This is a genomic window from Methylobacterium frigidaeris, from assembly GCF_022179185.1.
In the GTDB taxonomy this organism is placed as follows: domain Bacteria; phylum Pseudomonadota; class Alphaproteobacteria; order Rhizobiales; family Beijerinckiaceae; genus Methylobacterium; species Methylobacterium frigidaeris.
Map to the genome: position 1 here is coordinate 55,622 of NZ_BPQJ01000020.1, position 23,493 is coordinate 79,114.

At 71.7% G+C, this 23,493-nt stretch carries 18 protein-coding genes; 8 read left to right on the forward strand and 10 right to left on the reverse strand.

The window, feature by feature from the left end:
• Positions 1-27 precede the first annotated feature (27 nt).
• Together ade and MFF64_RS20525 are read right to left on the reverse strand one after the other, a co-directional pair.
• Entirely contained in the window at positions 28-1,704 is a 1,677-nt protein-coding gene (ade, locus tag MFF64_RS20520; RefSeq protein WP_099902706.1) for an adenine deaminase, read from the reverse strand.
• Positions 1,705-2,058: 354 nt separating this feature from the next.
• Positions 2,059-3,648: an EAL domain-containing protein gene (locus MFF64_RS20525; protein WP_238192251.1), complete on the reverse strand. Its 1,590-nt coding sequence runs from the start codon at positions 3,646-3,648 to the stop codon at positions 2,059-2,061.
• 198 nt (positions 3,649-3,846) lie between these two features.
• On the opposite strand from MFF64_RS20525, the gene MFF64_RS20530 reads away from it, so the two are divergent.
• The 3 genes from MFF64_RS20530 to MFF64_RS20540 all read left to right on the forward strand — a co-directional run bounded on the left by MFF64_RS20530 (position 3,847) and on the right by MFF64_RS20540 (position 7,070).
• A complete protein-coding gene (locus tag MFF64_RS20530; RefSeq protein WP_238192253.1) occupies positions 3,847-4,077 on the forward strand; it encodes a heavy-metal-associated domain-containing protein in 231 nt (76 codons plus the stop codon).
• 163 nt (positions 4,078-4,240) lie between these two features.
• Positions 4,241-6,082 carry a sensor histidine kinase gene (locus MFF64_RS20535; protein WP_238192255.1) on the forward strand — a complete coding sequence of 614 codons (1,842 nt, stop codon included), beginning with the start codon at positions 4,241-4,243 and terminating at the stop codon, positions 6,080-6,082.
• 106 nt (positions 6,083-6,188) lie between these two features.
• A complete protein-coding gene (locus MFF64_RS20540) occupies positions 6,189-7,070 on the forward strand; it encodes a peptidoglycan-binding domain-containing protein (RefSeq protein WP_099899186.1) in 882 nt (293 codons plus the stop codon).
• 292 nt (positions 7,071-7,362) lie between these two features.
• Here MFF64_RS20540 and MFF64_RS20545 read toward each other — a convergent pair whose 3' ends face one another.
• The 4 genes from MFF64_RS20545 to carB all read right to left on the reverse strand — a co-directional run bounded on the left by MFF64_RS20545 (position 7,363) and on the right by carB (position 13,011).
• Positions 7,363-7,842, reverse strand: a complete 480-nt coding sequence (locus MFF64_RS20545) for a P-loop nucleotide/nucleoside kinase family protein (RefSeq protein ID WP_099899184.1) — start codon at positions 7,840-7,842, stop codon at positions 7,363-7,365.
• A 468-nt stretch (positions 7,843-8,310) separates the two neighbouring features.
• Entirely contained in the window at positions 8,311-8,829 is a 519-nt protein-coding gene (locus MFF64_RS20550; RefSeq protein WP_099899182.1) for a hypothetical protein, read from the reverse strand.
• Positions 8,830-8,935: 106 nt separating this feature from the next.
• Complete coding sequence (greA, locus tag MFF64_RS20555; protein ID WP_099899180.1) at positions 8,936-9,412, reverse strand: transcription elongation factor GreA; 477 nt, start codon at positions 9,410-9,412, stop codon at positions 8,936-8,938.
• A gap of 125 nt (positions 9,413-9,537) precedes the next feature.
• Entirely contained in the window at positions 9,538-13,011 is a 3,474-nt protein-coding gene (carB, locus tag MFF64_RS20560; protein WP_099899178.1) for a carbamoyl-phosphate synthase large subunit, read from the reverse strand.
• 151 nt (positions 13,012-13,162) lie between these two features.
• Here carB and MFF64_RS20565 point away from each other — a divergent pair, with 151 nt between their 5' ends.
• Positions 13,163-13,948 carry an SDR family NAD(P)-dependent oxidoreductase gene (locus MFF64_RS20565; RefSeq protein WP_238192257.1) on the forward strand — a complete coding sequence of 262 codons (786 nt, stop codon included), beginning with the start codon at positions 13,163-13,165 and terminating at the stop codon, positions 13,946-13,948.
• A 110-nt stretch (positions 13,949-14,058) separates the two neighbouring features.
• Positions 14,059-14,520 carry a GtrA family protein gene (locus tag MFF64_RS20570; protein WP_238192259.1) on the forward strand — a complete coding sequence of 154 codons (462 nt, stop codon included), beginning with the start codon at positions 14,059-14,061 and terminating at the stop codon, positions 14,518-14,520.
• 97 nt (positions 14,521-14,617) lie between these two features.
• On the opposite strand, the gene MFF64_RS20575 is transcribed toward MFF64_RS20570, so the two are convergent.
• A complete protein-coding gene (locus MFF64_RS20575) occupies positions 14,618-15,886 on the reverse strand; it encodes a glycosyltransferase family 4 protein (protein ID WP_238192261.1) in 1,269 nt (422 codons plus the stop codon).
• 296 nt (positions 15,887-16,182) lie between these two features.
• Here MFF64_RS20575 and MFF64_RS20580 point away from each other — a divergent pair, with 296 nt between their 5' ends.
• Genes MFF64_RS20580 through MFF64_RS20590 form a run of 3 tightly spaced genes read left to right on the forward strand, consistent with a single transcriptional unit; the run spans position 16,183 to position 19,247 of the window.
• Positions 16,183-16,833, forward strand: a complete 651-nt coding sequence (locus MFF64_RS20580; protein ID WP_099899173.1) for an acetyltransferase — start codon at positions 16,183-16,185, stop codon at positions 16,831-16,833.
• A 5-nt stretch (positions 16,834-16,838) separates the two neighbouring features.
• Positions 16,839-17,738, forward strand: a complete 900-nt coding sequence (locus MFF64_RS20585; protein ID WP_099899171.1) for a glycosyltransferase family 2 protein — start codon at positions 16,839-16,841, stop codon at positions 17,736-17,738.
• A 39-nt stretch (positions 17,739-17,777) separates the two neighbouring features.
• Positions 17,778-19,247, forward strand: coding sequence for an oligosaccharide flippase family protein (locus tag MFF64_RS20590; protein WP_238192263.1), 1,470 nt, complete (start codon positions 17,778-17,780; stop codon positions 19,245-19,247).
• Between the two features lie 259 nt (positions 19,248-19,506).
• Here MFF64_RS20590 and MFF64_RS20595 read toward each other — a convergent pair whose 3' ends face one another.
• The 3 genes from MFF64_RS20595 to MFF64_RS20605 are packed head-to-tail and all read right to left on the reverse strand — an operon-like array spanning position 19,507 to position 23,464.
• Complete coding sequence (locus MFF64_RS20595) at positions 19,507-20,982, reverse strand: HlyD family type I secretion periplasmic adaptor subunit (protein WP_238192265.1); 1,476 nt, start codon at positions 20,980-20,982, stop codon at positions 19,507-19,509.
• The gene (locus MFF64_RS20600; RefSeq protein WP_238192267.1) at positions 20,979-23,117 is read right to left on the reverse strand and encodes a peptidase domain-containing ABC transporter; all 2,139 of its coding nucleotides are present in this window, start codon (positions 23,115-23,117) and stop codon (positions 20,979-20,981) included. The genes MFF64_RS20595 and MFF64_RS20600 overlap by 4 nt, the downstream gene beginning before the upstream one ends.
• 32 nt (positions 23,118-23,149) lie before the next feature.
• The gene (locus MFF64_RS20605) at positions 23,150-23,464 is read right to left on the reverse strand and encodes a hypothetical protein (RefSeq protein ID WP_099900618.1); all 315 of its coding nucleotides are present in this window, start codon (positions 23,462-23,464) and stop codon (positions 23,150-23,152) included.
• Positions 23,465-23,493 lie beyond the last annotated feature (29 nt).

Consider the following 23,493-nt stretch of genomic DNA (forward strand, 5'->3'; position numbering starts at 1 on the left):
TGTGAAATCGTTTACAGGCAGGGGCCGTCACAGGATCATCATGCGGTCGACGTCGACGAGGCCGCGATCGGTGATCTTCAGGTGCGGGATCACCGGCAGCGGCAGGAACGCGACCTGCAGGAACGGCTCGGGCAGGGTGCAGCCGAGCCGGCGGGCGGCGTCGCGCAGCGGCGGCAGGGCGTCGCGCACCGCCTCGAAGGGCAGATCGCTCATCAGGCCGGCGATCGGCAGCGCCAGCTCGGCCAGGATCCCGGTCTCGTCGGCCACCACGAAGCCGCCCTGCAGGTCGATCAGCCGGTCGACCGCCCGCGCCATCGCCTCCGGGTCGGCGCCGACGACGCAGAGATTGTGGCTGTCATGACCGACAGAGGAGGCGATGGCGCCGCGCCGGAGCCCGAAGCCCTGGACCAAGCCGCGACCGATGCTCCGCGTGCCGTGGCGCGCCACCACGGCCACCATCGCCACGTCCTGGCCCAGGTCCGGCACGCCGTCGAGCGTCAGGCGCCGGTGCTCGGTGATGATCCGGCCCGGCACCACGCCGATCACCGAGGCCTCGCCCGCGGGCACCGGCACCGCGAGGTCGGCGGCCGTCACCGCCTCGGCCCGCACGCTGTCGCGGCCCGGCGGCGGGGTGACCGTTCGGGCGGCGAACAGCGCCGCGTCGACGAGGCGGCCGGCCGAGACCACGGACGAGACGGTGCAGGATTCGAGGTCGTCGAGGAGCACGATGTCGGCCCGCTTGCCTGGCGCGATCATGCCGCGATCGGTGAGCCCGAAGGCCGTGGCGGCACTGAGCGAGGCGGCGCGGTAGGCGGCGAGGGGCGGCACGCCGAGGCGAATCGCCGTGCGGATCAGGTGATCGAGATGACCTTCCTCGGCGATGTCGAGGGGGTTGCGGTCGTCGGTGCAGAAGGCGAGGAACGGCGCGGTCCGCTCGGTGAGAAGGGGGCTGAGCGCGTGCAGGTCCTTCGAGACCGAGCCCTCGCGGATCAGCACCGTCATGCCCTTGCGGATCTTCTCCAGCGCTTCCTCCGCGCCCGTCGCTTCGTGGTCGGTGCGGATGCCCGCGGCCGCGTAGGCGCTGAGTGCCGCCCCAGACAGGAGCGGCGCGTGGCCGTCGATGTGGCGCCCGGCAAAGGCCGCGAGCTTCGCGAGGCACCCCGGGTCGGCCGCGACCACGCCGGGAAAGTTCATGAACTCGGCCAGCCCCAGTGCGCGGGGATGGTCGCGATACGTCAGGAGATCGCCGGCTTCGATCCGGGCGCCGGCGCTCTCGAGGTCGGTCGCCGGCACGCAGGAGGAGAGCTGGACCCGGATGTCCATCACGGTCTCGCCGGCGGCCGCGAGCGCGTAGTCGAAGGCGGCGGTCCCGAGCACGTTGGCGAGTTCGTGCGGGTCCCAGATCGCCGTGGTGACCCCGTGCGGCAGCACGCAGCGGTCGAATTCGTGCGGGGTGATGAGGGAGGATTCGACGTGCAGGTGGGTGTCGATGAAGCCCGGAACGGCGATGCGCCCTCCGGCATCGACCACTCGGGCGCCCTCGTAGACGCCATACGTCCCCACCACCGTGTCGCCGCAGATCGCGATGTCGGTCTCCACCAGCTCGCCGGTGACGAGATCGAGGAGGCGGGCGCCGCGGATCACAAGGTCGGCGGGCTCGCGGCCCGCTCCTTGCGCGATCCGGCGGGCGATGAGGTCCGACATCGGAGGCCTTTCCTGCTGCGAGGGTTCCCGATGCTAGGCCGTCATACGCCGGCCCGCTACCGCTTCGTTGCCTGCCGGCCGAACGCATATTTCAAAATAGAGCGCGTTTCCCGTCTCCCGCATGGGAAAGAGGTCAGGGGTGAGGATTGCACGCCTGCGTGTAGAACTCGAAACGTTGTGCTGGCCGCTCGACGCTCACCGTTTGGTTCTGACGCGTGTCATCTCGCGCGATCTTCGATCGCGCCTACCCCTCTCGCACATTTTGCCGCGATGCCGGGCGAGCCCGGCATCGCGTGGGAAGGAGGGATCCCGCGACTTGCTTCGGAGAAGGGGAACTTACCCGAGAGCGACTTCCTACACCGCTCTGCGCAGGGTGTCCCGGAAGGCGCGGCGCACCGGCGGGGGCGGGTCGTCCGCCGGCGGTGGCGGCTCGGGCGCGGGCGGCGCGGCGGGGGGCGAGAGCACCTCGGGACGCACCACGCGGGGGGGCGAGAACACCGTGCCTTGCGCGAGCGGCAGGTCGAGGTCGATCAGGTCGGGCACGTCGGCCTCACGCTCGACGCCCTCCGCCACCAGCCGGATTCCGGACTGGGCCAGGGAGATGGCGAGCGCCGCGCCGTGCTCGCCGAGCAGGGTCTCGAGGCCGACCTTGGCGTAGCTCGCCCCGCGAGCCGCGAGCGCGGCGGCGTCGAGGCGCGGATCCATGACCCGGTCGACGGCGAGCCCGATCCGCTCGCGCAAGGAGCGGAGCGCGCTCGCCTGCTCGGCGTCGAGGCTGCGCCAGCTGCGCTCCGGCAGAGCCAGGATCAGCCGGCCGGCGAGCTCCGGATGCAGGTCGATCAGCCGGCCCACCGCCCGCAGGAAGCCCGGCTCGAACAGCGAGCCCGGCGACAGGGCGTAGGCGACCGGCGTCTCGCTGCCGCGGGAGGCGAGGTGCTGACCGATGGCCGTCACGCGGGCGAGCATCAGCCGGTCGAGTTCGGTGGTGCGCCCGTGCCGCTCCAGCACCCGGACGAACTCCGCTGGGGACAGCAGGGCATCGCCGACGCGCAGGCGGGCCAGGGCCTCGTAGAACGCGACCTTGCGCTGCGGCAGGCTGACGACCGGCTGCAGGTGGACCTCGAGCCCTTGGGAGAGGGCGGCGAGGATCTCGGCCTCCGGGTGGGCCTCGGCGGCGGGCTCGGGCACGAAGGGCCGGCGTGGCGCCGGGGCGGCCTCCCGCGGCAGGATCGGGTCGGCCGGGAACGACGAGAGCGAGGGGGAGGGCGCGACGGACGGGGCCGGCGACGCGGCTGCGGCCTCGACCGGCCAGGACGGAGCAGCCTGCACGGGTGCGGGCGTGACGAACGGGGCTGCGGCATGGGCCTGCGGCGGCCGGGTCGGAGTGGCGCGGGGGGCCGGCAGGGGAGCCGCCGCGGCTTCGGCGGCACCCGGATGCGCGACCGGAGCAGCCTGCGCCGGCGGCGCCTGGACCGGTGCCGGCGGCGCCTGAATGGGGGCGGGCTGGGCGGCGGCACCCGATCCGGCCTTCAGGCGGGTCAAATCCTCGTCCTGGGCCGCCACCGCCATGGCCAGCTCGCGCACGATGCCGCCCAGCAGGCCGATCTCGGCCGTGACCTCGGACAGGCCGTTCTCCAGGTTCGCCGCTGGCACGGCCGGTACTTCCCGCTGCTCCAACGTCAGCAGGCGGCGCGAGAGCAGGTCGATCTCGCCCGACAACGTCTCGACCTGGCGGGCGAGGCGGCCGGCACGGCGCAAGGAGAGCATTGCGGCCACCCCGCCGAGGGCAGCCGCGGCGAGCGCGGCCCCGGCTACCGCCCCGAGGACGGGCGCGGACACGAAGGCGACCGCGAGGCAGAGACCGCCCGCCAGGAGGAAGCAGAGGCTGAGGGCAATCCGGCTCACCGACGACCCGCCGGCGCGCCGGCCGGTGATGAGGGCCATCGCAATTCCTCTTACGCGTCGAGGACAGGCCGGGTTCCGCGAAGTCCGACCTTCCCGGTTGTCGCCGAGGCGCCGAAGACCCGCAAGACGCCGCCACCGGCTGCCCACGGTTTTCGCGGCGCCCTTGTCCGCACAGCCCCAGTACCCGAGATGGCTTGCGCGGCCCTGGTGCGCCGCGGCGGGACAAGGAGCGAGGCGATGACGGATCGGTCCGGCGAGCGGATGGAACTCCTGATGAAGGTCGAGGGCATGACCTGCCAGGGCTGCGTCGCGGCGGTGACGAAGGCGGTGCAGCGCCTCGACCCTGCGGCGCAGGTGAGCGTGGACCTGGGCAACGGCCGGGTCGCGATCGTCACCGACGCCCAGGCCCTCGACGTGGCCCAGGCGCTCGGCCGCGCCGGGTACGAGGCCGAGGCCATGACGGGGTGAGGTGATGACGGGGTCAAGATCGCACCCGAGCGCGAGCGACCGGGGACAAGATTCGCGGCACCCGCGCGCTCTAACGTTCGTTTAAGCCGGCTCTGCGAGGGTTTCGACAGTTCGCAGTGTAGGGGCGCCGGGGCCGCGAGGTCTCCCGCGCTGGCGTGGCGGTGTGCGTATCAACAGTGCCTTTGCGTCCCTGATCGATGCCCGGCTGACGGGCCTCGTCCACGATTCCGCCGCGGGCGACCCGGCCGAGCGGGCCCGCCACGAGCGGTTCCTGATCTCCCGGCTCGCCACCGGCGCCGTGCTGATGGCGATGCTGCCGCCCTACCTCCTCTGGCGTGGCGTTCCGACGCTGGTCGAGGCGGCGGCGGCGGCCTGCCTGATGCTCCCGGTGGTCGCGGCCCTGCTGCTGGCGCGCACCGGCAACCTCACGCTCGCCCACGGCCTGTCCTCGGCGGCGCTGACCGGGCTCGTCGTCTGCCTGGCGAGCCTCACCGGCGGGCCGACCTCGGCCGCCAGCATCTGGCTGGTGATGATCCCGGTCGAGGCTCTGCTCGCCGGCTCGCACCGGGCCGCGCTGGTGGCGGCCCTGTTCGCGACGCTGGGGGCGGTGGCGGTCGCGGTGATCGAGCCCGCCCCGGGCCTCGGCTTCTTCGTCTGGCCCGCGACCCTCGCGATGCCGGTCTTCGCCATCACGGCGATCTGCCACGTGCTGGCGCTCTCCCTGGAGCATCGCCGCCGCGAGGGCCGCTGGAGCGACCGTCTGCACGCCGCGACGTTGCGCGACGCCCTGCTCCTCGATGCCATCGACGACCTCGTCACCTGGCACGACCGCAACGGCAGCGTGCTGCAGGCGAGCCCGGCCGCCCGGGCGCTCGCCGGGACGACGCCGGATGCGCTGGAGGGCCGCGGCCTGTTCAACCGCGTCCACGTCTCCGACCGCCCGGCCTTCCTGACCGCGCTCAGCGACGCGGCCGGCCAGGCCCAGCCCGTGACGGTGCAGTTCCGCCTGCACGCCGCCGGCGAGGCGGGCGAGGCAGGCCGGGTGATCTGGGCCGAGATGCGGGCCCATCGTGTCCCGGGGGCGGCGATGCCGGCGGCCGTCGGCGAGGCCGCCGTGGTGGCGGTGACCCGCGACGTCTCGGAGCACAAGCGCCGGGCCGAGGAGCTCGACCAGGCCCGGGCCGCGGCCGAGCGCGCCGATGAGGTCAAGAGCCGCTTCCTCGCCACCGTGAGCCACGAGCTGCGCACGCCGCTCAACGCCATCATCGGCTTCTCGGAGATGCTGGAAGCCGAGACCACCCTGGCCCTCGGCCCCGAGCGGCGTCGGGAATATGCCGGCATCATCCACTCGTCCGGCCAGCACCTGCTGGAGGTGGTCAACGCGCTGCTCGACATGTCGCGGATCCAGAGCGGCAATTTCGACTACGCACCCGAGCCGTTCGACCTCGCGGGCCTTGCCCGCGGCGTGTGCGACCTGATGCAGATCCGCGCCGACCAGGGCGGCGTGCGGCTGCGGCGCGAGATCGCCGCCGATCTGCCGGAGGTCACGGCGGATGCCCGCGCCTGCCGGCAGATGCTGATCAACCTCCTGTCGAACGCGGTGAAGTTCACGCCGCGCGGCGGCGACGTCGTGCTCTCGGTGCGCCGGGTGTTCGACCGGGTCGAGATGGCGGTGGTCGATACGGGCATCGGCATCGCCGAGGCCGACCTGCCGCGCCTCGGCGACCCGTTCTTCCAGGCCGGCCTCGGCGCCGGCGCGGCCTATGGCCGCCCGCACGAGGGCACCGGCCTCGGGCTCTCGGTGGTGCGCGGCCTCGTCGGGCTGCATCACGGGGAATTGACCGTCGAGAGCAGCCCGTCCTGCGGCACGCGGGTGGTCGTCACGCTGCCGCTCGATTGCCGTGGCGCCCGCGCCGTCCCCGGCAGCCCGGTGCCGATCCGCACCGGGGGCCTCGCGCGGACCTTCCGCGACGAGACGCCCGCCACGATGCGGCTGACGGGCTGACGTGGCCGATTCCCCCTCGGCCCCTCCACCCCTGGTCCGTTCCAAGGCGGACCGATCGAAGGCGGATCGCTCCAGGACGGATCGATCACTGCCGGAAGGAGACGCGATGTCCGAGGCGCCGGCCCGGAAACCCGTCGAGGCGACAGCCCGGCGACACGATTCCGACGTGGCACTGACCGCCGAGGGGCGGCCGGCGCCGCGCCCGCGGCCGGCTCCCCGGGCGCCGCGCGTGCCGAGGAGCGCCCCACGTCCCGCCGGTCCCCTCGATCGCCTGCGGCTACGGGCCGACCGGATCCTGCGTCACCCGGCCGGCATCGTCGGCGGCCTTCTCGCCCTCGGGGCGGTGGCGGCGGTGGCGGCGAACGCCCTGAGTTTCCAGACCGGCCGCCATCCCGCGCCCTTGTTCGCCAAGGCGCCGCCGCTCCCGGCGGCCGAACCTGCCGACAAGGCTGCGGCCACCGCGTCGGCCCGGGCCGACACGTCGCGCGCCTCGGGTGACACGGTGCCGCGCAGCCCGGGCGATGCTGCGCCCAGGCCCGCCAAGTCGGACGGAATCGGCGCGCTGATCCGGGGCGAGGATCACGCCACCGCCTCGGTCAACCCGAAAGCCGCGCCGGCCAGGGCCGCGGCCGCGAAGACAACCCCGGCGAAAGAGGCTCCCGCCAAGGACGCCGCGGACAAGGCTGCGCCTGTCGCCCACGCACCGGTCCGGGAGGCGAGGGTGGCCGAGCCCGTCAGAGCCTCGGCGCTTCACGCCGCGCCGGCCGCCGGGGCCAAGCCCGACACCAAGCCCGACAAGGCGGTCGCCTACGCGCAGCGCGCCCTGGTCAAGCTCGGCTACGGCCCGCTCACCGTCGACGGCATCGCCGGCCCGAGCACCCGCGCGGCGCTCGCCCGCTTCGAGCGCGAGCGCCGCCTGCCCGGTGCCACCGTGGCGCGCCGGACCCTGCAGGAGCTCGAGGCGCGCTCGGGACTCAAGCCGGAGTGAGGTGGGGTCTGCTTGCTGTCGCGGGTCGGGTCCAGCCGAGACGACACCCGCTCGCGTCGATCCGGGCCTCGCTACGCGGCTTCGGAGTGACACGCTTCCGAGGAAAGCTCGGGCCATCGTGCTGGCCGCTCAACGCTGCGTGCTCGACACAGAACCGTAGCAGTCTCGCCTCCGGCTCCTCTCCCAAACGGGAGAGGGGAGGGGCGCTTCATCCTTATTCGATTGTGCCAAGCAAAAATCAAAAAGTTCTGTGAAACATTGAGCTGAAGCGCAGTCCTAGGCTCTGTCGCGCTCAAGCCTTGCTTGGCTCGACAGTAAGAAAAACCTCATCGCCTTGCAGCGGCTCAAGCCGACCCTTCAAGACATCGAACGTCTCCGGTGCGATGTACAGGCTGCACGCCGCCTGCCGGTTGCGCGCCGCCACCCGCCGCCGCGCCTCATCGTCCGGACATGCGATTCTGTAGAGGAGCGCGCGGGCCCCGCATTGGTCGACGAGGTAGCGGACATGGTCGCGCTCGGCGCGCCGCCAGAACCCGTAATCCAGCACGACATCGACGCCGAGGCGCAGGCAGCGGGTCCAGATCGGCTCCATCAGGTCGAGGATCGCTGCAGCCCGCTGCGGGAAGGTGTCGGCGGGCGGGTCCGCGCCAAACAGGCGCGCCATCCACTCGTCAGGCGTGAATTGCACGGCCCCGTGCCGGTGCTCGAGGTCCCGCGGCAGGGTGGTCTTGCCGGCGCCCAGGAAGCCGAACAGGAGGTGAGCGGTCGCCATGGCTCGAACCTCGGAGAAGGCGTTCAGGATCGCAACCGGATTTGTTCCATCATGGAAATGGTTTGGCTTCGGTTCTAGGCAGAATGCCCGTCCCGACCATCGAGTTCGTTCATATAGTTCTGGATTGAACGGGCCGTCGCCTCGGCGCGCTCCTCTTGTTCGGTGCAGATATCCAGGCCAATAAATTTGCGTTCAATATCTATAAAAATCCAATCATATGCTGAAGCGACGCGCCATGACGTAGATCGCTTGCCGCCTTGAGTAGAGAGGTGTCATATTCATCAGCGAATGGCTTATCGTTCCACTCTTCGCCTGCCGCAAGGAGACCGATGGGGTCCCACTCTCTCCAACAATATCCCGCAAGCTGGACAGCTCGATGGGCCGATCGTTGCTCACCGGTTCCCTCCATCAAGCGGCAGGGTCTTTCTCGGCCGCCGTTCCTACGATCAAGCCAATCTGGCCCGGTCCTCACTCCAGCCCCAACCCCCGCCGCAGCCACGCCGCGTAATGCTCGCTGATGTAGCTCAGGCGCCGGCGCTCCGAGGCCGGGTCGTACCAGGCGCCGCCGGCGCTGGCATTGGTGGCGGAGAGCTGGGGGTGGCGCAGCAGCACGGTGCCGGCGCGGTCGACCACCAGGGCCTCGCCCTCGAGGTAGTCGCTGTTGGTGGCGTTGCCGCCGCCGAAACGCATCTCGCTGCCGGCATAGGGGTTGAACGAGACGCCGGTGACCCGCACGACGAGCGCCGGGCCGGGGCCGCCGACGCGGTCGGCGAAGTTCTTCGCGAGCGCCGCCTGCAATTCGCCCCGCACGGCCTCCGCATAGGGGCCGAGGCCGCGGGCGAGGAGGGGGCCGACATCGACCCGGATGGCGGAGAACCGCGTTCCCGGCGGCAGGGTCGCGTCCTGGGCGCTCGCCGGCCATGCGGCCGCCACCAGGGCGGCCGCGATCAGGGACTTGCTGATCAGGGACTTGCACCTGCGCAACATCGGCGTCGTCTCCACGGCGCCCGACGGGGCCACCTCGTGACGGCCGAAATAGCCTCGGGATGCCGTTCCGGCAACGCTTCGATCCGCCGCCGGGCGTCCTGGGTGCTCAGGCGCCGAACTGGATGCCGACGATCTCGTAGGACTTGCCGCCGCCCGGGGTGACGACCTCGACGGTGTCGCCGACGGCCTTGCCGATCAGCGCGCGGGCGATCGGCGAGGTGATCGAGACCCGGCCGGCATGCACGTCGGCCTCGGGCTCGCCGACGATCTGGTAGGTCTTCTCCTCCTCGGTGTCCTCGTCGATCAGCTTGACGGTGGCGCCGAACTTGACCTTCGAGCCGGAGAGCTTCGCGACGTCGATGACCTCGGCGCGGGAGATCAGGCTCTCCAGCTCCAGCACCCGGCCCTCGTTGTGGGACTGCGCTTCCTTGGCGGCGTGGTACTCGGCATTCTCCGACAGGTCGCCGAGCGCGCGGGCCTCCGCGATCGCCTGGATGATCCGCGGACGCTCCTCCTGCTGGCGGCGCTTCAGCTCCGCCTCCAGAGCCGCGAATCCCCGTACCGTGATCGGAACCTTGTCCATCGTCGTCGTCTCGCGTCACAAATAATCGGCCCGGCGGGAGGTTGAGCCTCCCGACCGGGCCTGTTTCCGATTGTCTCGCGCGGGCGCGAGGGGATGAGATAGGGCTCGTCCGCGGTCTTACGACTTCAAGCCGCGAAATATTCCTGCAGGGCCCGCACCTCGAGATCACCCCCGAGATAGGCCTTGATCCCCTCGGCGGCCGCCATCGCTCCCGCGAGAGTGGTGTAGTACGGCACTTTATGCAAGAGGGCGGCCCGGCGCAGGGACCGGGAGTCGGACAGCGCGCCCGCTCCTTCGGTGGTGTTGAACACCAGATGGATCTCGCCGTTCTTGATCGCGTCGACCACGTGCGGCCGGCCCTCCAGCACCTTGTTGATGCGGGCGGCGGGCACGCCGTTCTCGGCGAGGTAGCGCTGCGTGCCGGCGGTGGCGAGCACCGTGAAGCCGACCTCGGCGAGGAGCTTGATCGCCGGCAGGATGCGCGCCTTGTCGTCGTCGCGCACCGAGACGAAGACCGTGCCGGCCTTCGGCACCTGGGTGCCGGAGCCGAGCTGGCTCTTGGCGAAGGCGACGCCGAAGCCGCGGTCGAGACCGATGACCTCGCCGGTCGAGCGCATCTCCGGCCCGAGCAGCACGTCGACCCCGGGGAAGCGGGCGAAGGGGAACACCGCCTCCTTGACCGCGATGTGGGCTAAGGTCTTGGGCTTGAGGCCGAACGAGGCCAGCGGCTCGCCGGCCATGATCCGGGCGGCGATCTTGGCGATCGGCTCGCCGATCACCTTGGCGACGAACGGCACGGTGCGCGAGGCCCGCGGGTTCACCTCCAGGACGTAGATCACCCCGTCCTTGATCGCGTACTGCACGTTCATCAGGCCACCGACCTCCAGCGCCAGCGCCAGACCGCGGGTCTGGCGCTCCAGCTCGGCGATGGTCTCGGGCGACAGGGAACGCGGCGGCAGCGAGCAGGCCGAGTCGCCCGAGTGGATGCCCGCCTCCTCGATGTGCTCCATGATGCCGGCGATGAACACGTCCTTGCCGTCGGAGACGGCGTCGACGTCGACCTCGATCGCGTCCGACAGGTAGCGGTCGAACAGGAGCGGGTTCTTGCCCAGCACCGTGTTGATCTGGCCGGTCTTGTCGTTGGGGTAGCGCGCCTTGACGTCCGACGGGATCAGGCTCGGCAGGGTGTCGAGCAGGTAGTCGGCGAACTGCGTCTCGTCGCGGATGATCGCCATCGCGCGCCCGCCGAGGACGTAGGAGGGCCGCACCACGAAGGGCAGGCCGAGATCGGCCGCGATGAGCCGGCTCTGCTCGACCGAGTAGGCGATGCCGTTCTTCGGCTGCTTCAGATGCAGCTTATCGAGCAGGCGCTTGAAGCGGTCGCGGTCCTCGGCAAGATCAATGGCGTCCGGCGAGGTGCCGAGGATCGGCACGCCGGCCTCCTCGAGCGCGCGGGCGAGCTTCAGCGGAGTCTGGCCGCCGAACTGCACGATCACGCCGTGCAGCGTGCCGGCCTGGCGCTCGGTCTCGATGATCTCCAGCACGTCCTCGGCGGTCAGCGGCTCGAAGTAGAGCCGGTCCGAGGTGTCGTAGTCGGTCGAGACCGTCTCCGGGTTGCAGTTGACCATGATGGTCTCGTAGCCCGCATCGGTGAGCGCGAAGCAGGCGTGGCAGCAGCAATAATCGAACTCGATGCCCTGGCCGATCCGGTTCGGGCCGCCGCCGAGGATCACCACCTTCTTCTTGTCCGAGGGCTGGGCCTCGTCGACCACGCTGCCGGCGAAGGGCGCGACGTAGGTCGAGTACATGTAGGCGGTCGGCGACTTGAACTCGGCCGCGCAGGTGTCGATCCGCTTGAACACCGGCCGCACCTGGAGCGCCCGGCGGGCGGCGCGCACGGCGCCCTCGTCCGTGCCGGCGAGCACGGCGAGGCGCGCGTCGGAGAAGCCCGCCGCCTTGAGCTGGCGGAAGGCGCCCTCGGTCTTCGGCAGGCCGAAGCGCTTCACCTTGGTCTCGAGGTCGATGATGGCCTGGAGCTGCTCCAGGAACCACGGGTCGATCTTGCAGGAGGCGTGGACCTCTTCGTGGCTGACGCCCAGCCGCAGGGCCTGCGCCACCTTCAGCAGCCGGTCGGGGGTCGGGGTGCCGATCGCGGCCTTGATGGCGTTGCGGTCGTCGCCCTTGCCCAGGCCCTCGATCTCGATGTCGTCGAGGCCGGTGAGCCCCGTCTCCAGCGAGCGCAGGGCCTTCTGCAGCGATTCGGCGAAGGTGCGGCCGATCGCCATCGCCTCGCCGACCGACTTCATGGCGGTGGTCAGCGTCGGCTCGGCGCCCGGGAACTTCTCGAACGCGAAGCGCGGGATCTTGGTGACGACGTAGTCGATCGTCGGCTCGAACGAGGCCGGGGTGGCCCCACCCGTGATGTCGTTGGCGATCTCGTCGAGGGTGTAGCCGACGGCGAGCTTGGCCGCGACCTTGGCGATCGGGAAGCCGGTCGCCTTCGAGGCCAGCGCCGAGGAGCGCGAGACGCGCGGGTTCATCTCGATCACGATCATCCGGCCGGTGGCCGGGTCGACGGCGAACTGCACGTTCGAGCCGCCGGTCTCGACGCCAATCTCGCGCAGGACTGCGAGCGAGGCGTCGCGCATGCGCTGATACTCCTTGTCGGTCAGCGTCAGCGCCGGCGCCACGGTGATCGAATCGCCCGTGTGCACGCCCATCGGGTCGAGATTCTCGATCGAGCAGACGATGATGCAGTTGTCCGCGCGATCGCGGACGACCTCCATCTCGTACTCCTTCCAGCCGAGCACCGATTCCTCGATCAGCACCTCGTTGGTCGGCGAGGCGTCGATGCCGCGCTCGACGATGTCGAGGAACTCTTCCCGGTTATAGGCGATGCCGCCGCCGGTGCCGCCCATGGTGAACGAGGGCCGGATGATCGCCGGCAGGCCGACCTCGGCGAGCGCGACGAGCGCCTGGCCCAGCGCGTGCTCGCCATAGCGCTTGCGCCGGTCGTTCTCCCCGGAGGCCCACTTCTTCTCGAACGCGGCGAGCGCGGCCTTGCGCGATTCCGGGTCGCTCTCGGCCGCCTCGATGCGGGCCACCTCGGCCAGGTACTTCTCGCGATCCGCCTTCTTGGCGGCGGAGGCGTTGGCCAGCGCCGATTTCGGGGTCTCGAGCCCGATCTTGGTCATCGCGTCGCGGAAGAGGCTGCGGTCCTCCGCCTTGTCGATCGCCTCGGCGGTGGCGCCGATCATCTGCACGCCGAACTTCTCCAGCACGCCCATCCGCTTGAGCGAGAGGGCGCAGTTGAGCGCGGTCTGGCCGCCCATGGTCGGCAGGAGGGCGTCGGGCCGCTCCTTCTCGATGATGCGGGCGACGATCTCCGGGGTGATCGGCTCGACATAGGTCGCGTCGGCGAGATCCGGATCGGTCATGATCGTCGCCGGATTCGAGTTGACCAGGATGATCCGGTAACCTTCCTCGCGCAGGGCCTTGCAGGCCTGCGTCCCGGAATAGTCGAACTCGCATGCCTGCCCGATGACGATCGGACCCGCGCCGATGATGAGGATGGAGGAGAGATCGGTGCGCTTGGGCATCTGACGATTCAGACTCGTGCGGCGCGCTGCCTCGTTCCTCGGATCCGGCGTCAACGGCCCGGGAGGGCTTCGAGGCGGGAGCGGAACGTGCGGAAGCGGCGGGGATTGCGTTGGGCGCCCTTAGCATAGGCGTGCAGATCAGGGGAAGGGTGTGGCCGACGACGTGAACACTGGGGGAGATGCGCGCTGGACGCTGGTCACCGGCGCGTCGAGCGGAATCGGCGTCGAGATCGCCCGGGCCTTCGCTGCGCGAGGCCGACCGCTGGTGCTGAGCGCCCGGCGGGTCGAGCGCCTGGAGGCCCTGGCCGCGGAGCTGCCGGTGCGGACGATCGTGATCCCGGCCGACCTCGCGGCTCCGGGCGCCGCCGAGGGGCTCGTTGGCGCGATCGAGGCCCATGGCATCGTCCTGCACACGCTGGTCAACAATGCCGGCTTCGGCCTGCGCGGCCGCCTCGCTGCCCTGCCGGCCCGCGACCAGGCCGAGATGGTGGCGGTGAACGTGACCGCGCCGACGGTTCTCAGCCGCCTGGTCCTGCCCGGCCTGATCGCGCGGCGGAGCGGCGGCATCCTCAACGTCGCCTCGGTGGTCGCCTACCTGCCGGGCCCCAGCATGGCGGCCTACTATGCCAGCAAGGCCTACCTCCTGTCGCTGTCGGAAGCGCTCTACGAGGAGGCGCGGCCGCACGGCGTGACCGTCACGGCCGTCTGTCCCGGCGCCACCGCGACGGAATTCTCGAAGCGCGCCGATGTCGGCGGCACCAAGCGCTTCACCGGCAACGTCATGGCGCCGGAGGCGGTGGCCGAGGCCGCCATCGCCGGCCACCTCGCCGGACGGGCGGTAGTGATCCCGGGCGCCGCCAACCGGGCGGCGGTGATCGGCGCCCGGCTGATGCCGCGCTGGCTCAGCCGAAAGGTGGCGGCTCGCCTGCAAGGATGAATGGACGTCGCCGCTTTCGGGTCATCTTCGGTTCAGTGCCAAGCGCTAGACAGGAAGCGGGGCGGCATCGGCCGCCTCGATGATCCGTGACATGGTCGAGTTGCGTCGTGGTGACCGAACCGAGATCGAAGCCGCGGAAGGCCGCTGCGCTGGCGTCCCTCGCGCGGCAATTCCTCGCTTACGTCGGGGTGAGCCTCGCGGCGCTCGCCGTCCATTACGGCGTGCTCGCCGCCCTGGTCGAGGCCGGCCGCGCCGACCCGGTACGGGCGGCGCTCGCCGGCTACCTCGCCGGCGCCGTGGTCTCCTACGGGCTCAACCGCCGCCTGACCTATGCGAGCGCGCGGCCCCACGCCGAGGCGACCTGGCGCTTCGGCATCGTGGCGGCGATCGGCTTCGGGCTGACCTGGCTGATCATGGCGGGGCTCACCCGCGGCTTCGGCCTGCCCTACCTTCCCGCCCAGGTGCTGGCGACCGGGGTGGTGGTGTTCTGGAACTTCCTCGGCCACCGGGCATGGACCTTCGCGGTCAGGCCGGTGCCGGTGCTGTCGGAAGAGGCGTCGGGGGTGCGATGAGAGACCATCCGGTCCCACCCGCCACCTCATCCTGAGGTGGCGGGTGGGATACGTTTTGCGAGGCAGTCATCCGGGGCAAGCCGCTCCGGCTGCAACCTCACGACTCCATCTCCGCCGCCTCCCGCCCCATCACCGCCCGCTTCATCCGCACCTCCGCCTTCCCCTCCCGGGCGATCGCCGCCGCGAACAACCCCCGCAGGGTGGTGGCCAGCGTCGTGAGGTCGTGGTGTCGGGCGACGCGGGCGCGGCCCACCCGGCCCATCGCGGCGAGCGTCGCGTCGTCGGCCCGCAGGATGTCGCGCAAGGCGCCGGTCAGGGCAGCAGCATCGCCCGGGGGCACGATGCGGCCGCATCGGTCGTCGACCAGTTCCGGGATCCCCGCCACCGTCGTGGTCACCACCGGCCGCTCCAGGGCCAGCGCCTCGAGGAGCACGATCGGCAGGCCCTCGGCGAAGCTCGGCAGCACGAGGGCGCGGGACTCGGCGATGGCCGTGCGCACCTCGGCGCTGCTGCGCCAGCCGCGCAACTCGATCAGGTCGCCGACGCCGTGGCGGGCGATCTCGGCCTCGATCGCCGGGCGGCTCTCGCCGTCGCCGATCAGCACCAGGCGGAACGGCGCCTCGGTCGCGCGCAACGCCGCCACCGCCGCCGGCAGATAGACTTGCCCCTTCTGCGGGCAGAGCCGGCCGACGCAGATCAGCGTCCGGCTCTCCCCCGCTGGCCGCTCCGAGGGCACGAAGTCCTCGAGGTCGAGGCCGCAACGCGCCACCGCGATGCGGTCGCGGTGCTGGGCCCCGCCGAAGCGCAGGAGCTGCCCGCGGCAGAAATCCGAGATCGCCACCGCGAAGGCGGCGCCGGAGAGTTTCAGGGCGAGGCCGTCCTCGGCGGCGGTCAGGAACTCGTCCGGCCCGTGGGCGGTGAAGCTGTAGCTCGGCCCGCCCATGGTCCGGGCGATGAGCGCCACGGCGGCGGCATTCGACGAGAAATGCACGTGGGTGTGGGCGATCCCCTCCCGGCGCAAGGCACGCAGGAAGTACACCGCCTCGAGGAAATAGGCCGCGTGCCGCACCGCCCCGCCGGCCGAGCGGCCGAGCCGCGCGGCGAGCCAGGCACCCCTGGCGAAGGCGGCCGGTCCGATGACCGCCTGTCGCAAGGCGGCGAGGGCGAGCCCGCGCAGGTTGCCGCTGAGGATGTAATGGGTGCGCGCCTGGTCGGCGACGTCGCCGGGATCGACGAGGGGCTGGTGCCAGCGCCGCAGCGCGAAGCGCCGCACCGTCACGCCCTGCGCCTCCAGCGCCGCCATCTCGCGCCGGATGAAGGTCGAGCTCGTCACCGGGGCGGTGTTGACCAGGTAGGCGACTGTCATTGATCCGGTTGTCATCGATCCGGTTTTCATGGGGCCGGTTGTCATGGACGGCAACGCTCCCGAGTACCGTCGCGCGCACGAATGGCGTTCCCGCGCCGCGCGATCATTGACGAACAGCCTAGGGGCTGCCCCGCGGCGCGGGAGCGGTTGAATTCGGCGGCATCCCTGCCCAGAAATGCGGGCGGGTTACGCCTTTCGGAGGTCCCGGCGCCGACGATTGCGACGCTTACCTTGCGGACCGGGCCGGCTAGCCTGATCGGAGCCGTGGCACGACCCGGCCCAGCTTCGGCAAAGCCATGCAGCGTCCCCTGATCATCCTCGGCACCGGCGGCAACGCCCTCGACATCCTGGATCTCGTCGAGAGTCGGTCCGGTCCCTGGCGGGTGGCCGGGTTCCTCGACGACGCCCGGCCGGCAGGCGACACCGTCGCCGGGCTGCCGGTGCTCGGCCGCCTCGGCGAGGCGCGGCTGTTCGCCGAGGATCCCGAGACAGGCTTCGTCAACGCCATCGGCAGCGAGGCCAGCCACCGCGAGCGGCTGGCGATCGTCGCCCGGACCGGGCTCGACTCCGAGCGCTTCGCCACGCTGGTCCATGCCGGTGCGGCGGTCTCGTCCCGGGCCGTCCTCGGCCCGGGCACCTGCGTCCATGCCGGCGCCAGCGTCGCCGGCAACGTCGTGGTGGGCCTCCACGTCGCCATTGGGCCCGGCACGATCGTCGGGCACGACACGGTGATCGAGGACGGGGCGGTGCTCGCGCCGGGCTGCATCGTCAGCGGCTTCGTCCGGCTCGGGCGGACCTGCTATGTCGGAGCGGGCAGCGCCCTGCGCCAGCGCGTCGCGATCGGCGATCGGGCGCTGATCGGCCTTGGCGCCGTCGTCCTGCGCGACGTACCGGCCGGTGCCACCGTGGTGGGCAATCCCGCCCGCACCCTGCGGATGGGAGCGTGAGCGCCATGATGCGCGGGCCTCGCGTCTCGGTCGTTCTCCCGCTCCGGGCGGGTTGTTCCGCCGAGCCGGCGCTGGACTCCATCCGCGCCCAGACGTTCGGCGATTACGAGGTCCTGGCGGTCGGGGAAGGGGCGGGCGACGTCGCGGCCCTCGCCGCCGACCCGCGGGTGCGGGCCCTGCGCGACGGAGAATCCGGGCGCGGTGCCGCCCGCAACCGCGGCGTGACCGCCGCCCGGGCCGAGTGGGTGGCGTTCCTCGATCCGGGCGATGCGTGGCGGGAGGACCATCTCGCCGAGCTCGTCGCCGCGACCCGCTTCGGCGACGCCGTCGCGGTGTTCGGCAACCCGGTCCTGGGGGAGGGCGGCCGGCCCTTGCTGCCGATGAGCGTGCCGTCGGGGCGCGTCTCCGACCCGTTCGACTTCGCGCTCCGGATCGGCGCCGCCCCGTTGCGGGCGAGCGCCGCGCTGATCGAGCGGGCGGCGGCGATCGATGCCGGGCTGTTTCCCTGTCGCTGCGGCGGCGGGCCGGAGCTCGATCTGTGGGGCCGCCTCGCCCTGCAGGGGCCGTTCCGCTACGTCGCCCGGCCGACGGCGGTGCTGGGGCCGGCCGTCGCGTCGCGGCGCGTACCACCGCCGCCGCTGCTCGCCGCCACCCTCGCGCGGCTGCTCGACAAGGGCGCGGTGCCGGCCGAGCTCGCACCCTCCGCCCGGCGCTGCCGCAACCGGCTGATGCTCGACCATGCCCGCCGGCTCGCCGATCTCGGCCGCCCGGCCGAGGCGCGGGTCGTGCTGATGCGGGACTGCGTTCCGGGCCTCGATCCGGCGCGCTACCTCGCGGCGCTCGCCCGCATCTGGCGCGCCGGCCGGGCCTGGCCGGCGCCCGGGGCGCTCGCCGGCTCACCCTGAACCACCCGCGCCCACCACGCCCAACTCAAGGGAATCTTGATGAGCCTCGTCAAGCGCGCCGTCCTGCTCGTCTCGGGCGAGCGCTACCTCGTCCTCTCGATCACCCTGTGCCAGACCGCCCTGGTCTCGCGCCTGCTCACCCCGGAGGAGGTCGGCCTGTCGATGCTCGGGGTCGCGCTGGTGCAGGTCATCGACGGCCTGCGCGATTTCGGCACCACCAACTACATCATCCACGAGCCGACGACCTCGCAGCAGAGCGCCCGCACCGCCTTCACGGTGCTCCTCGCCCTGTCGCTCTTCTTCGCGGTGGTGCTGTTCGCCTCGGCCGGCCTGTGGGCTCAAGCTTACGGCCAGCCCCTGCTCGAATCCTACCTGCGGGTGCTCGCCGCGAGCTTCCTGCTGGTGCCGTTCTCGGGGCCCCTGATGGCGCTGATGCGCCGCGACTTCCAGTTCGCCGCCCTGATGTGGGTCAATGTCGGCACCTGCCTGACCTACGCTCTGGTGCTGATCGCCCTGGCGCTCCTCGGCTTCGGGGCGATGAGCTTCGCCTGGGCCACGGTGGCGAGCGCCGCCGCCACGGTGGTCCTGAGCCTGGCCGGCCGGCCGGAGCCGGGGGTCTATCGTCCCTGCCTCCAGGGCTGGCGCACGGCGCTGGCGATCGGTGGCTGCTCCAGCGTGACGACGCTCCTCAACCGCGCCTACGACCTCCTGCCGATCTTCCTTCTCGGCCGCGCCGGCGGGCCCGACCTCGTGGGCCTCTACGGCCGGGCGCAGGTGGTGAGCCAGCTCCCCGACAAGATGATCCTCGGCAGCCTCGGCGCGGTGATCCTGCCGATGTTCGCCGCCGACCGGCGCGACGGGCGGGCGCTGGCGCCGACCTACCTCGCCTCCATCGGCAACATCACGGCGGTGCTCTGGCCGGTGGCCCTGCTGCTCGCGCTCATCGCCCAGCCGGTGGTGCTGGTGCTGCTCGGTTCGCAATGGCTCGCCAGCGTGCCGATCGTCCAGGTCCTGTCGCTCGCCTCGATGCTGACCTTTCCGGCGATGCTCACCTATCCCGTCCTGCTCGCGAGCGGGGGCTTGCGCGACACACTGACGGCGAGCCTGATCGGCCTGCCCCCGAGCGCCGCCATCATCGCCGCGGCGGCCTCCGGCGGGCCGCTCGCCGTGGCGGCGAGCCAGTTCGTCACCGTCCCGCTCCAGGTCGGGATCGCCCTCTACTTCATCCGCCGCCGGGTGCCGTTCAGCCTCGCCGATCTCGCCGGTGCGCTGCGGATCAGCGCCCTCGTCACCATTGCGACGGCCCTGCCGCCGCTCGCCGTCATCGCCCTGTCCGGCCGGGGCTTCGCGCTGACCATCCCGCAGGGCGTGCTCGCCGGCTTCGGCGGCGCCGGCGCCTGGCTCGTCGCCATGCTGCTCCTCGACCATCCGGTCGCCGGCCATGTGCGGGAGACGATCCGGCCGGCGGTGATGCTGCTGCGGGCGCGGGTGGTGCGGGTGGGGCGATGAGGGGCCATAGGGCCCGTGCCAAGCGGCCCACGCCAAGTCCCTCGACCCATTCACGTCCATACCGGGCTCTCGCCAAGTGGCGAGCCTCGGGAAGGACGTTGAGCGGGTTGCGGATACAAATTTCTACGCGATTGGCTTCGACAGCATCGAAGCCCTCCTGAATCATTCCTGGGCTCCGCTGTGCGGCCCAGGAATGACGGCAGGATGTCATGTCAGGCAGCCAAGCCGTCTCCGGCAGGGCGTCACATGCTCTCTCCTCTCACGGCTCCCGGATCCCCTCATCCGCCACCTGCATCAGCGGGTACAGGAAATACGCGATCACCCGCTTCTGGCCGACCCGGACCTCGCCCTGCACCGCCATGCCGGGGATCAGGCCGGCCCCTTGGGGGAGGGCGCGCAAGGCCGTGTCGTCGAGGCTGATGCGGGCGCGGTAGAACAGGGCCTGGGGCTGGCCCGGTCCGGGATTGCCGCGGCCTTCCGTGTCGGACGGGAAGGCGTCGCGGCTCACCGTACGGACATGGCCCGAGACCGTGCCGTGCTTCTGGAACGGGAAGGCGTCGAGCTTCACCCGCGCCGTCTGACCCGCCGCGACGTGGCCGATGTCGCGGGGATGGATCATCACCTCGGCCTCGAGCGGGCTGCCCGCCGGCACCAGGGTGAAGAGCGGCTCGGCCTGCTTGGCCACCGAGCCGGCGCCGCGCTGGGCGATGTCGAGCACGACGCCGTCGGCGGGGGCCGTCAGCGTCACGAGCTGGCGGCGCAGGGTCGCCTTGCGCAGCTCCTCCGCCGCGACCGTGCGCTTCTCGCGGGCTTCCGCCAGCGCTTCGAGCACGGTGCGGCCGGTCTCGTCGAGGAAGGCCTGGCGCTGCGCCGTGGCCTTGGCGAGGTCGTGGCGCGCCTCCACCTGCGCGCCGCGGGTGCGCACCAGGGACGCCTCGACGTCGAGGCGGGCGTCGCGGGTCTGGAGCAGGTTGAGCTTCGACCCGATCTGCTGCTCCAGGAGCGTGGTGCGCATCCCCTCGATCTCGCGCAGGCCGTCGAGGCGGGCGAGCAGCACCGTCTCCTCGCGGCGGTTGCGGGCGAGGCTCGATTCGGCCCGGGCCAGCTCCTCGTCGAGTCCGCGCAGGCGGCTCTCGCGCAGAGCCTTGCGCTGGCGGGCGAGGCGGGCTTCCAGCGCCTGCTCCGGACGGGTCACGTCGAAGGCGGCGTCCCGGTCCGCGTCCTCGGCCTCGAGCCGCCGCACCAGGGCCTCCGCCGCCGCGAGCCGGGCGGTGAGCTGCTGCACGTCGGCCTCGCTGAAGGTCGGGTCGAGCACCGCGAGCGTCTCGCCCGCCTTGACCGACTGGCCGACCGCGACCGCGATCGAGCGGATCGCCGCCGTCTCCAGGGGCTGGACGACGATGTTCGGCACCGTCGTGACGAGCCGGCCCCGGCTGCTGGCGATCTCGTCGATCTCCGACAGGCACGACCAGGCGACGCCGGTCGCGAGGAGCGCCGCCACGGTGTAGAGCGTCGCCCGGGCGACCCGCGGCGGGGCCCGCTCCTCCACCGCCAGCGCGTCGGGCTGGAAGTCCGAGACCACCGCCGGCCGGCGCCGGCCGGGCAGGATCACGACCTCGCCGCGGGGAGGGGCCTTCTCGGGGGCCGGCTTGGTGGCCGGCTCCGACGCCGGCACGGAGGCGAGGGTGGGCCGGGCCGTCTCGTCGGGATTGTCCTGGGACCTGGGGGCGCTCATGCGGCCTGCCTCGTCTGCTGGTTCCACAGGTGGCGGTAGGTCGTGCAGGAGGTCAGCAGCTGGTCGTGGCGCCCGGTCGCTACGAGGCGGCCGCCGTCGATCACCAGGATCGCGTTCGCGTCGACCAGGGTGGCGAGGCGGTGCGAGACGATCAGCACCGTGCGGCCCCGGGCGATCCGGCGCAGGTTGCGCCGGATGATCGCCTCGCTGTCGGGATCGAGCGCGCTCGTCGCCTCGTCGAGGATCAGCAGCCGCGGATCGGTGACGAGGGCCCGGGCGATGGCGAGGCGCTGGCGCTGGCCGCCCGAGAGATTCGAGGCGTTCTCCTCCAGCATCGTCTCGAAGCCCCGCGGCAGGCGCTCGATGAACTCGTCGGCGCCGGCGGCGCGGGCGGCCTCGGCGATCTCCTCGAAGCTCGCAGAGGGCTTGGCCGCCGCGATGTTCTCCCGCACCGTGCCGCGGAACAGGAAGCTGTCCTGGAGCACCACGCCGACTTGGCGGCGCAGGTGCGCGAGGTCGATCTCGCGTATGTCGTGCCCGTCGAGGCGCACCAGCCCCTGCTGGACGGGATAGAGGCGCTGGATCAGCCGGGTGATCGTGGTCTTGCCCGAGCCGCTGCGGCCGACGACGCCGACGATGCTGCCGGCCTCGAGCGTGAACGACACCGAATCGAGGGCGGGCGGCCGGTCCGGCCCATAGGCGAAGCGCACGTCCTCGAAGGTGATCTCGCCGCGTACCGGCGGGCACAGGCCGCGGCTCGGTCCTTCCGCTTCCGGTGCCCGATTCATCACCTCGCCGAGCATCCGCACCGAGAGCGCCACTTCCTGGTACTCGTGCGCCATGGTGAGCATCTGGACGAGCGGGCCCGAGACGCGGCCGGCCAGCATGTTGAAGGCGACGAGCGCGCCGACCGTCATCGAGCGGTCGAACACGTCGAGCGCGCCGAGCCCGATGATCGCCACGGAGGTGAGCTTTTCCAGAAGCCCCGTCACGGCCTGCGCGATGGCCGAGATCCGCTCGACGCCGTAGCGCATCTGCACGGCCTGCGCCGAGGAATCCTCCCACTGGCGGCCCTGCAGCGGCTCCATCGCCAGGGACTTGATGGTGCGCATGCCCTGGACCGATTCGACGAGCAGCGCCTGGCGCTCGCCTTCCGCGTCGTAGAGCGCCTGGAGCCGGCGCCGGAACGGCCCGATCAGGGCCAGGATGGTGAGCGCGACGAGGCCCGTGAAGGCGAGCACCACCAGTGTCAGCTTCGGGCTGTAGAGCAGCAGCACCGGCACGAAGACGAGGAGCGAGCAGGCGTCGAGCGCCGTCGTGAGGAGCCGCCCGGTCAGGAACTCGCGCACCCGCGAGGCCTGCTGCATGTGCTTGACCAGGATGCCCGCCGGCACCTGCTCGAAATGGGCGAGCGGCAGGCCGAGGAGATGCGCGAAGGTCTTCACCGCGACGCGGATGTCGATGCGGTTCGAGGCGTAGAGCAGCAGGTAGCGCCGTAAGAACGTGAAGCAGGCCTCGAAGACCAGGGCCAGCACCACGCCGCCGGCGAGCACCGTGAGGGTGGCGTAGGATTCGTGGGTCAGCACCCGGTCGATGACGAGCTGCGAGAACAGCGGCACCGCGAGGCCGACGGCGTAGAGCGCGAGCGCCGCCACGATTACGTCGGAGAAGAGCCGGCGCTGGCGCAGGATCTCGGGGACGAACCACAGGAGCCCGAACGGCCGGCGGCCGTCGGGGGTGCGCCGGCGGGCCTTGGGGCGCATCAGCATCACCGCGCCGCCCCAGGCGGCGCAGAAGGCGGGCTCGTCGAGGAGGAACGGCTCGTGCCGGGCGGCCTTCGGGTCGAACACGATCAGCCGCGGGGTCTCGGCATTCCGGTCGGTGCCGGTGATGACGACCCAGTTGCCGTTCCTCAGGTGGGCGAGCGCCGGGAAGGCGCCGCCGAGATCGGTGAGGCTCTCGAAGGACAGGCGGGTGCGGCCGGCCCGGAGGCCGACCTCCCGCGCCATCCGGGTCAGGCGCGGGGCCGAGACCGCCTCGTCCCCCACCGCGTAGGCGTGGGCGAGGCGCTCGGCATCGAGGTCGACGCCGTGGTGGCGCGCGACGGCGACGAGGCAGTGCAGTCCGGTATCCACGGCGGCGCCCGAGTGTCTTGGAGGTCAGGAGATCAGGAGAAGTTCGGCGAGGTGTTGCGCCCCGGGCGCCCCCCGGCGAAGGGCACGGCGTCCCTCGGCGCGAGGCCCTGCACGGCCTGACCCGGATGGATGACGCCGGATTCGATCAGGCTGTTCTTGACCTGCTGCATCAGGTCGGCGGCGTTGGCGAAGGCGTCGGCCGGCAGGATCAGGCGCTGGCGGACCACCGGCACCGGGTTGCCGTTGGCGTCACGCTCGGACGGCGACAGGCTCATCAGGTCGACCCGGACGATCGAGCCGGTCACGGTGATCTCGCTGATGCCGTCCGTGTAGGTTTCGGTGATCATAGGATTTTCTCCGGTGAAGAAACGTATCG

Coding starts and splice junctions, on each gene's coding strand:
- ade (WP_099902706.1), bottom strand. CDS start 1,704: ATGTCGGACCTCATCGCCCGCCGGATCGCGCAAGGAGCGGGCCGCGAG.
- MFF64_RS20525 (WP_238192251.1), bottom strand. CDS start 3,648: ATGGCCCTCATCACCGGCCGGCGCGCCGGCGGGTCGTCGGTGAGCCGG.
- MFF64_RS20530 (WP_238192253.1), top strand. CDS start 3,847: ATGACGGATCGGTCCGGCGAGCGGATGGAACTCCTGATGAAGGTCGAG.
- MFF64_RS20540 (WP_099899186.1), top strand. CDS start 6,189: ATGTCCGAGGCGCCGGCCCGGAAACCCGTCGAGGCGACAGCCCGGCGA.
- MFF64_RS20545 (WP_099899184.1), bottom strand. CDS start 7,842: ATGGCGACCGCTCACCTCCTGTTCGGCTTCCTGGGCGCCGGCAAGACC.
- MFF64_RS20550 (WP_099899182.1), bottom strand. CDS start 8,829: ATGTTGCGCAGGTGCAAGTCCCTGATCAGCAAGTCCCTGATCGCGGCC.
- greA (WP_099899180.1), bottom strand. CDS start 9,412: ATGGACAAGGTTCCGATCACGGTACGGGGATTCGCGGCTCTGGAGGCG.
- carB (WP_099899178.1), bottom strand. CDS start 13,011: ATGCCCAAGCGCACCGATCTCTCCTCCATCCTCATCATCGGCGCGGGT.
- MFF64_RS20575 (WP_238192261.1), bottom strand. CDS start 15,886: ATGACAGTCGCCTACCTGGTCAACACCGCCCCGGTGACGAGCTCGACC.
- MFF64_RS20580 (WP_099899173.1), top strand. CDS start 16,183: ATGCAGCGTCCCCTGATCATCCTCGGCACCGGCGGCAACGCCCTCGAC.
- MFF64_RS20585 (WP_099899171.1), top strand. CDS start 16,839: ATGATGCGCGGGCCTCGCGTCTCGGTCGTTCTCCCGCTCCGGGCGGGT.
- MFF64_RS20590 (WP_238192263.1), top strand. CDS start 17,778: ATGAGCCTCGTCAAGCGCGCCGTCCTGCTCGTCTCGGGCGAGCGCTAC.
- MFF64_RS20595 (WP_238192265.1), bottom strand. CDS start 20,982: ATGAGCGCCCCCAGGTCCCAGGACAATCCCGACGAGACGGCCCGGCCC.
- MFF64_RS20605 (WP_099900618.1), bottom strand. CDS start 23,464: ATGATCACCGAAACCTACACGGACGGCATCAGCGAGATCACCGTGACC.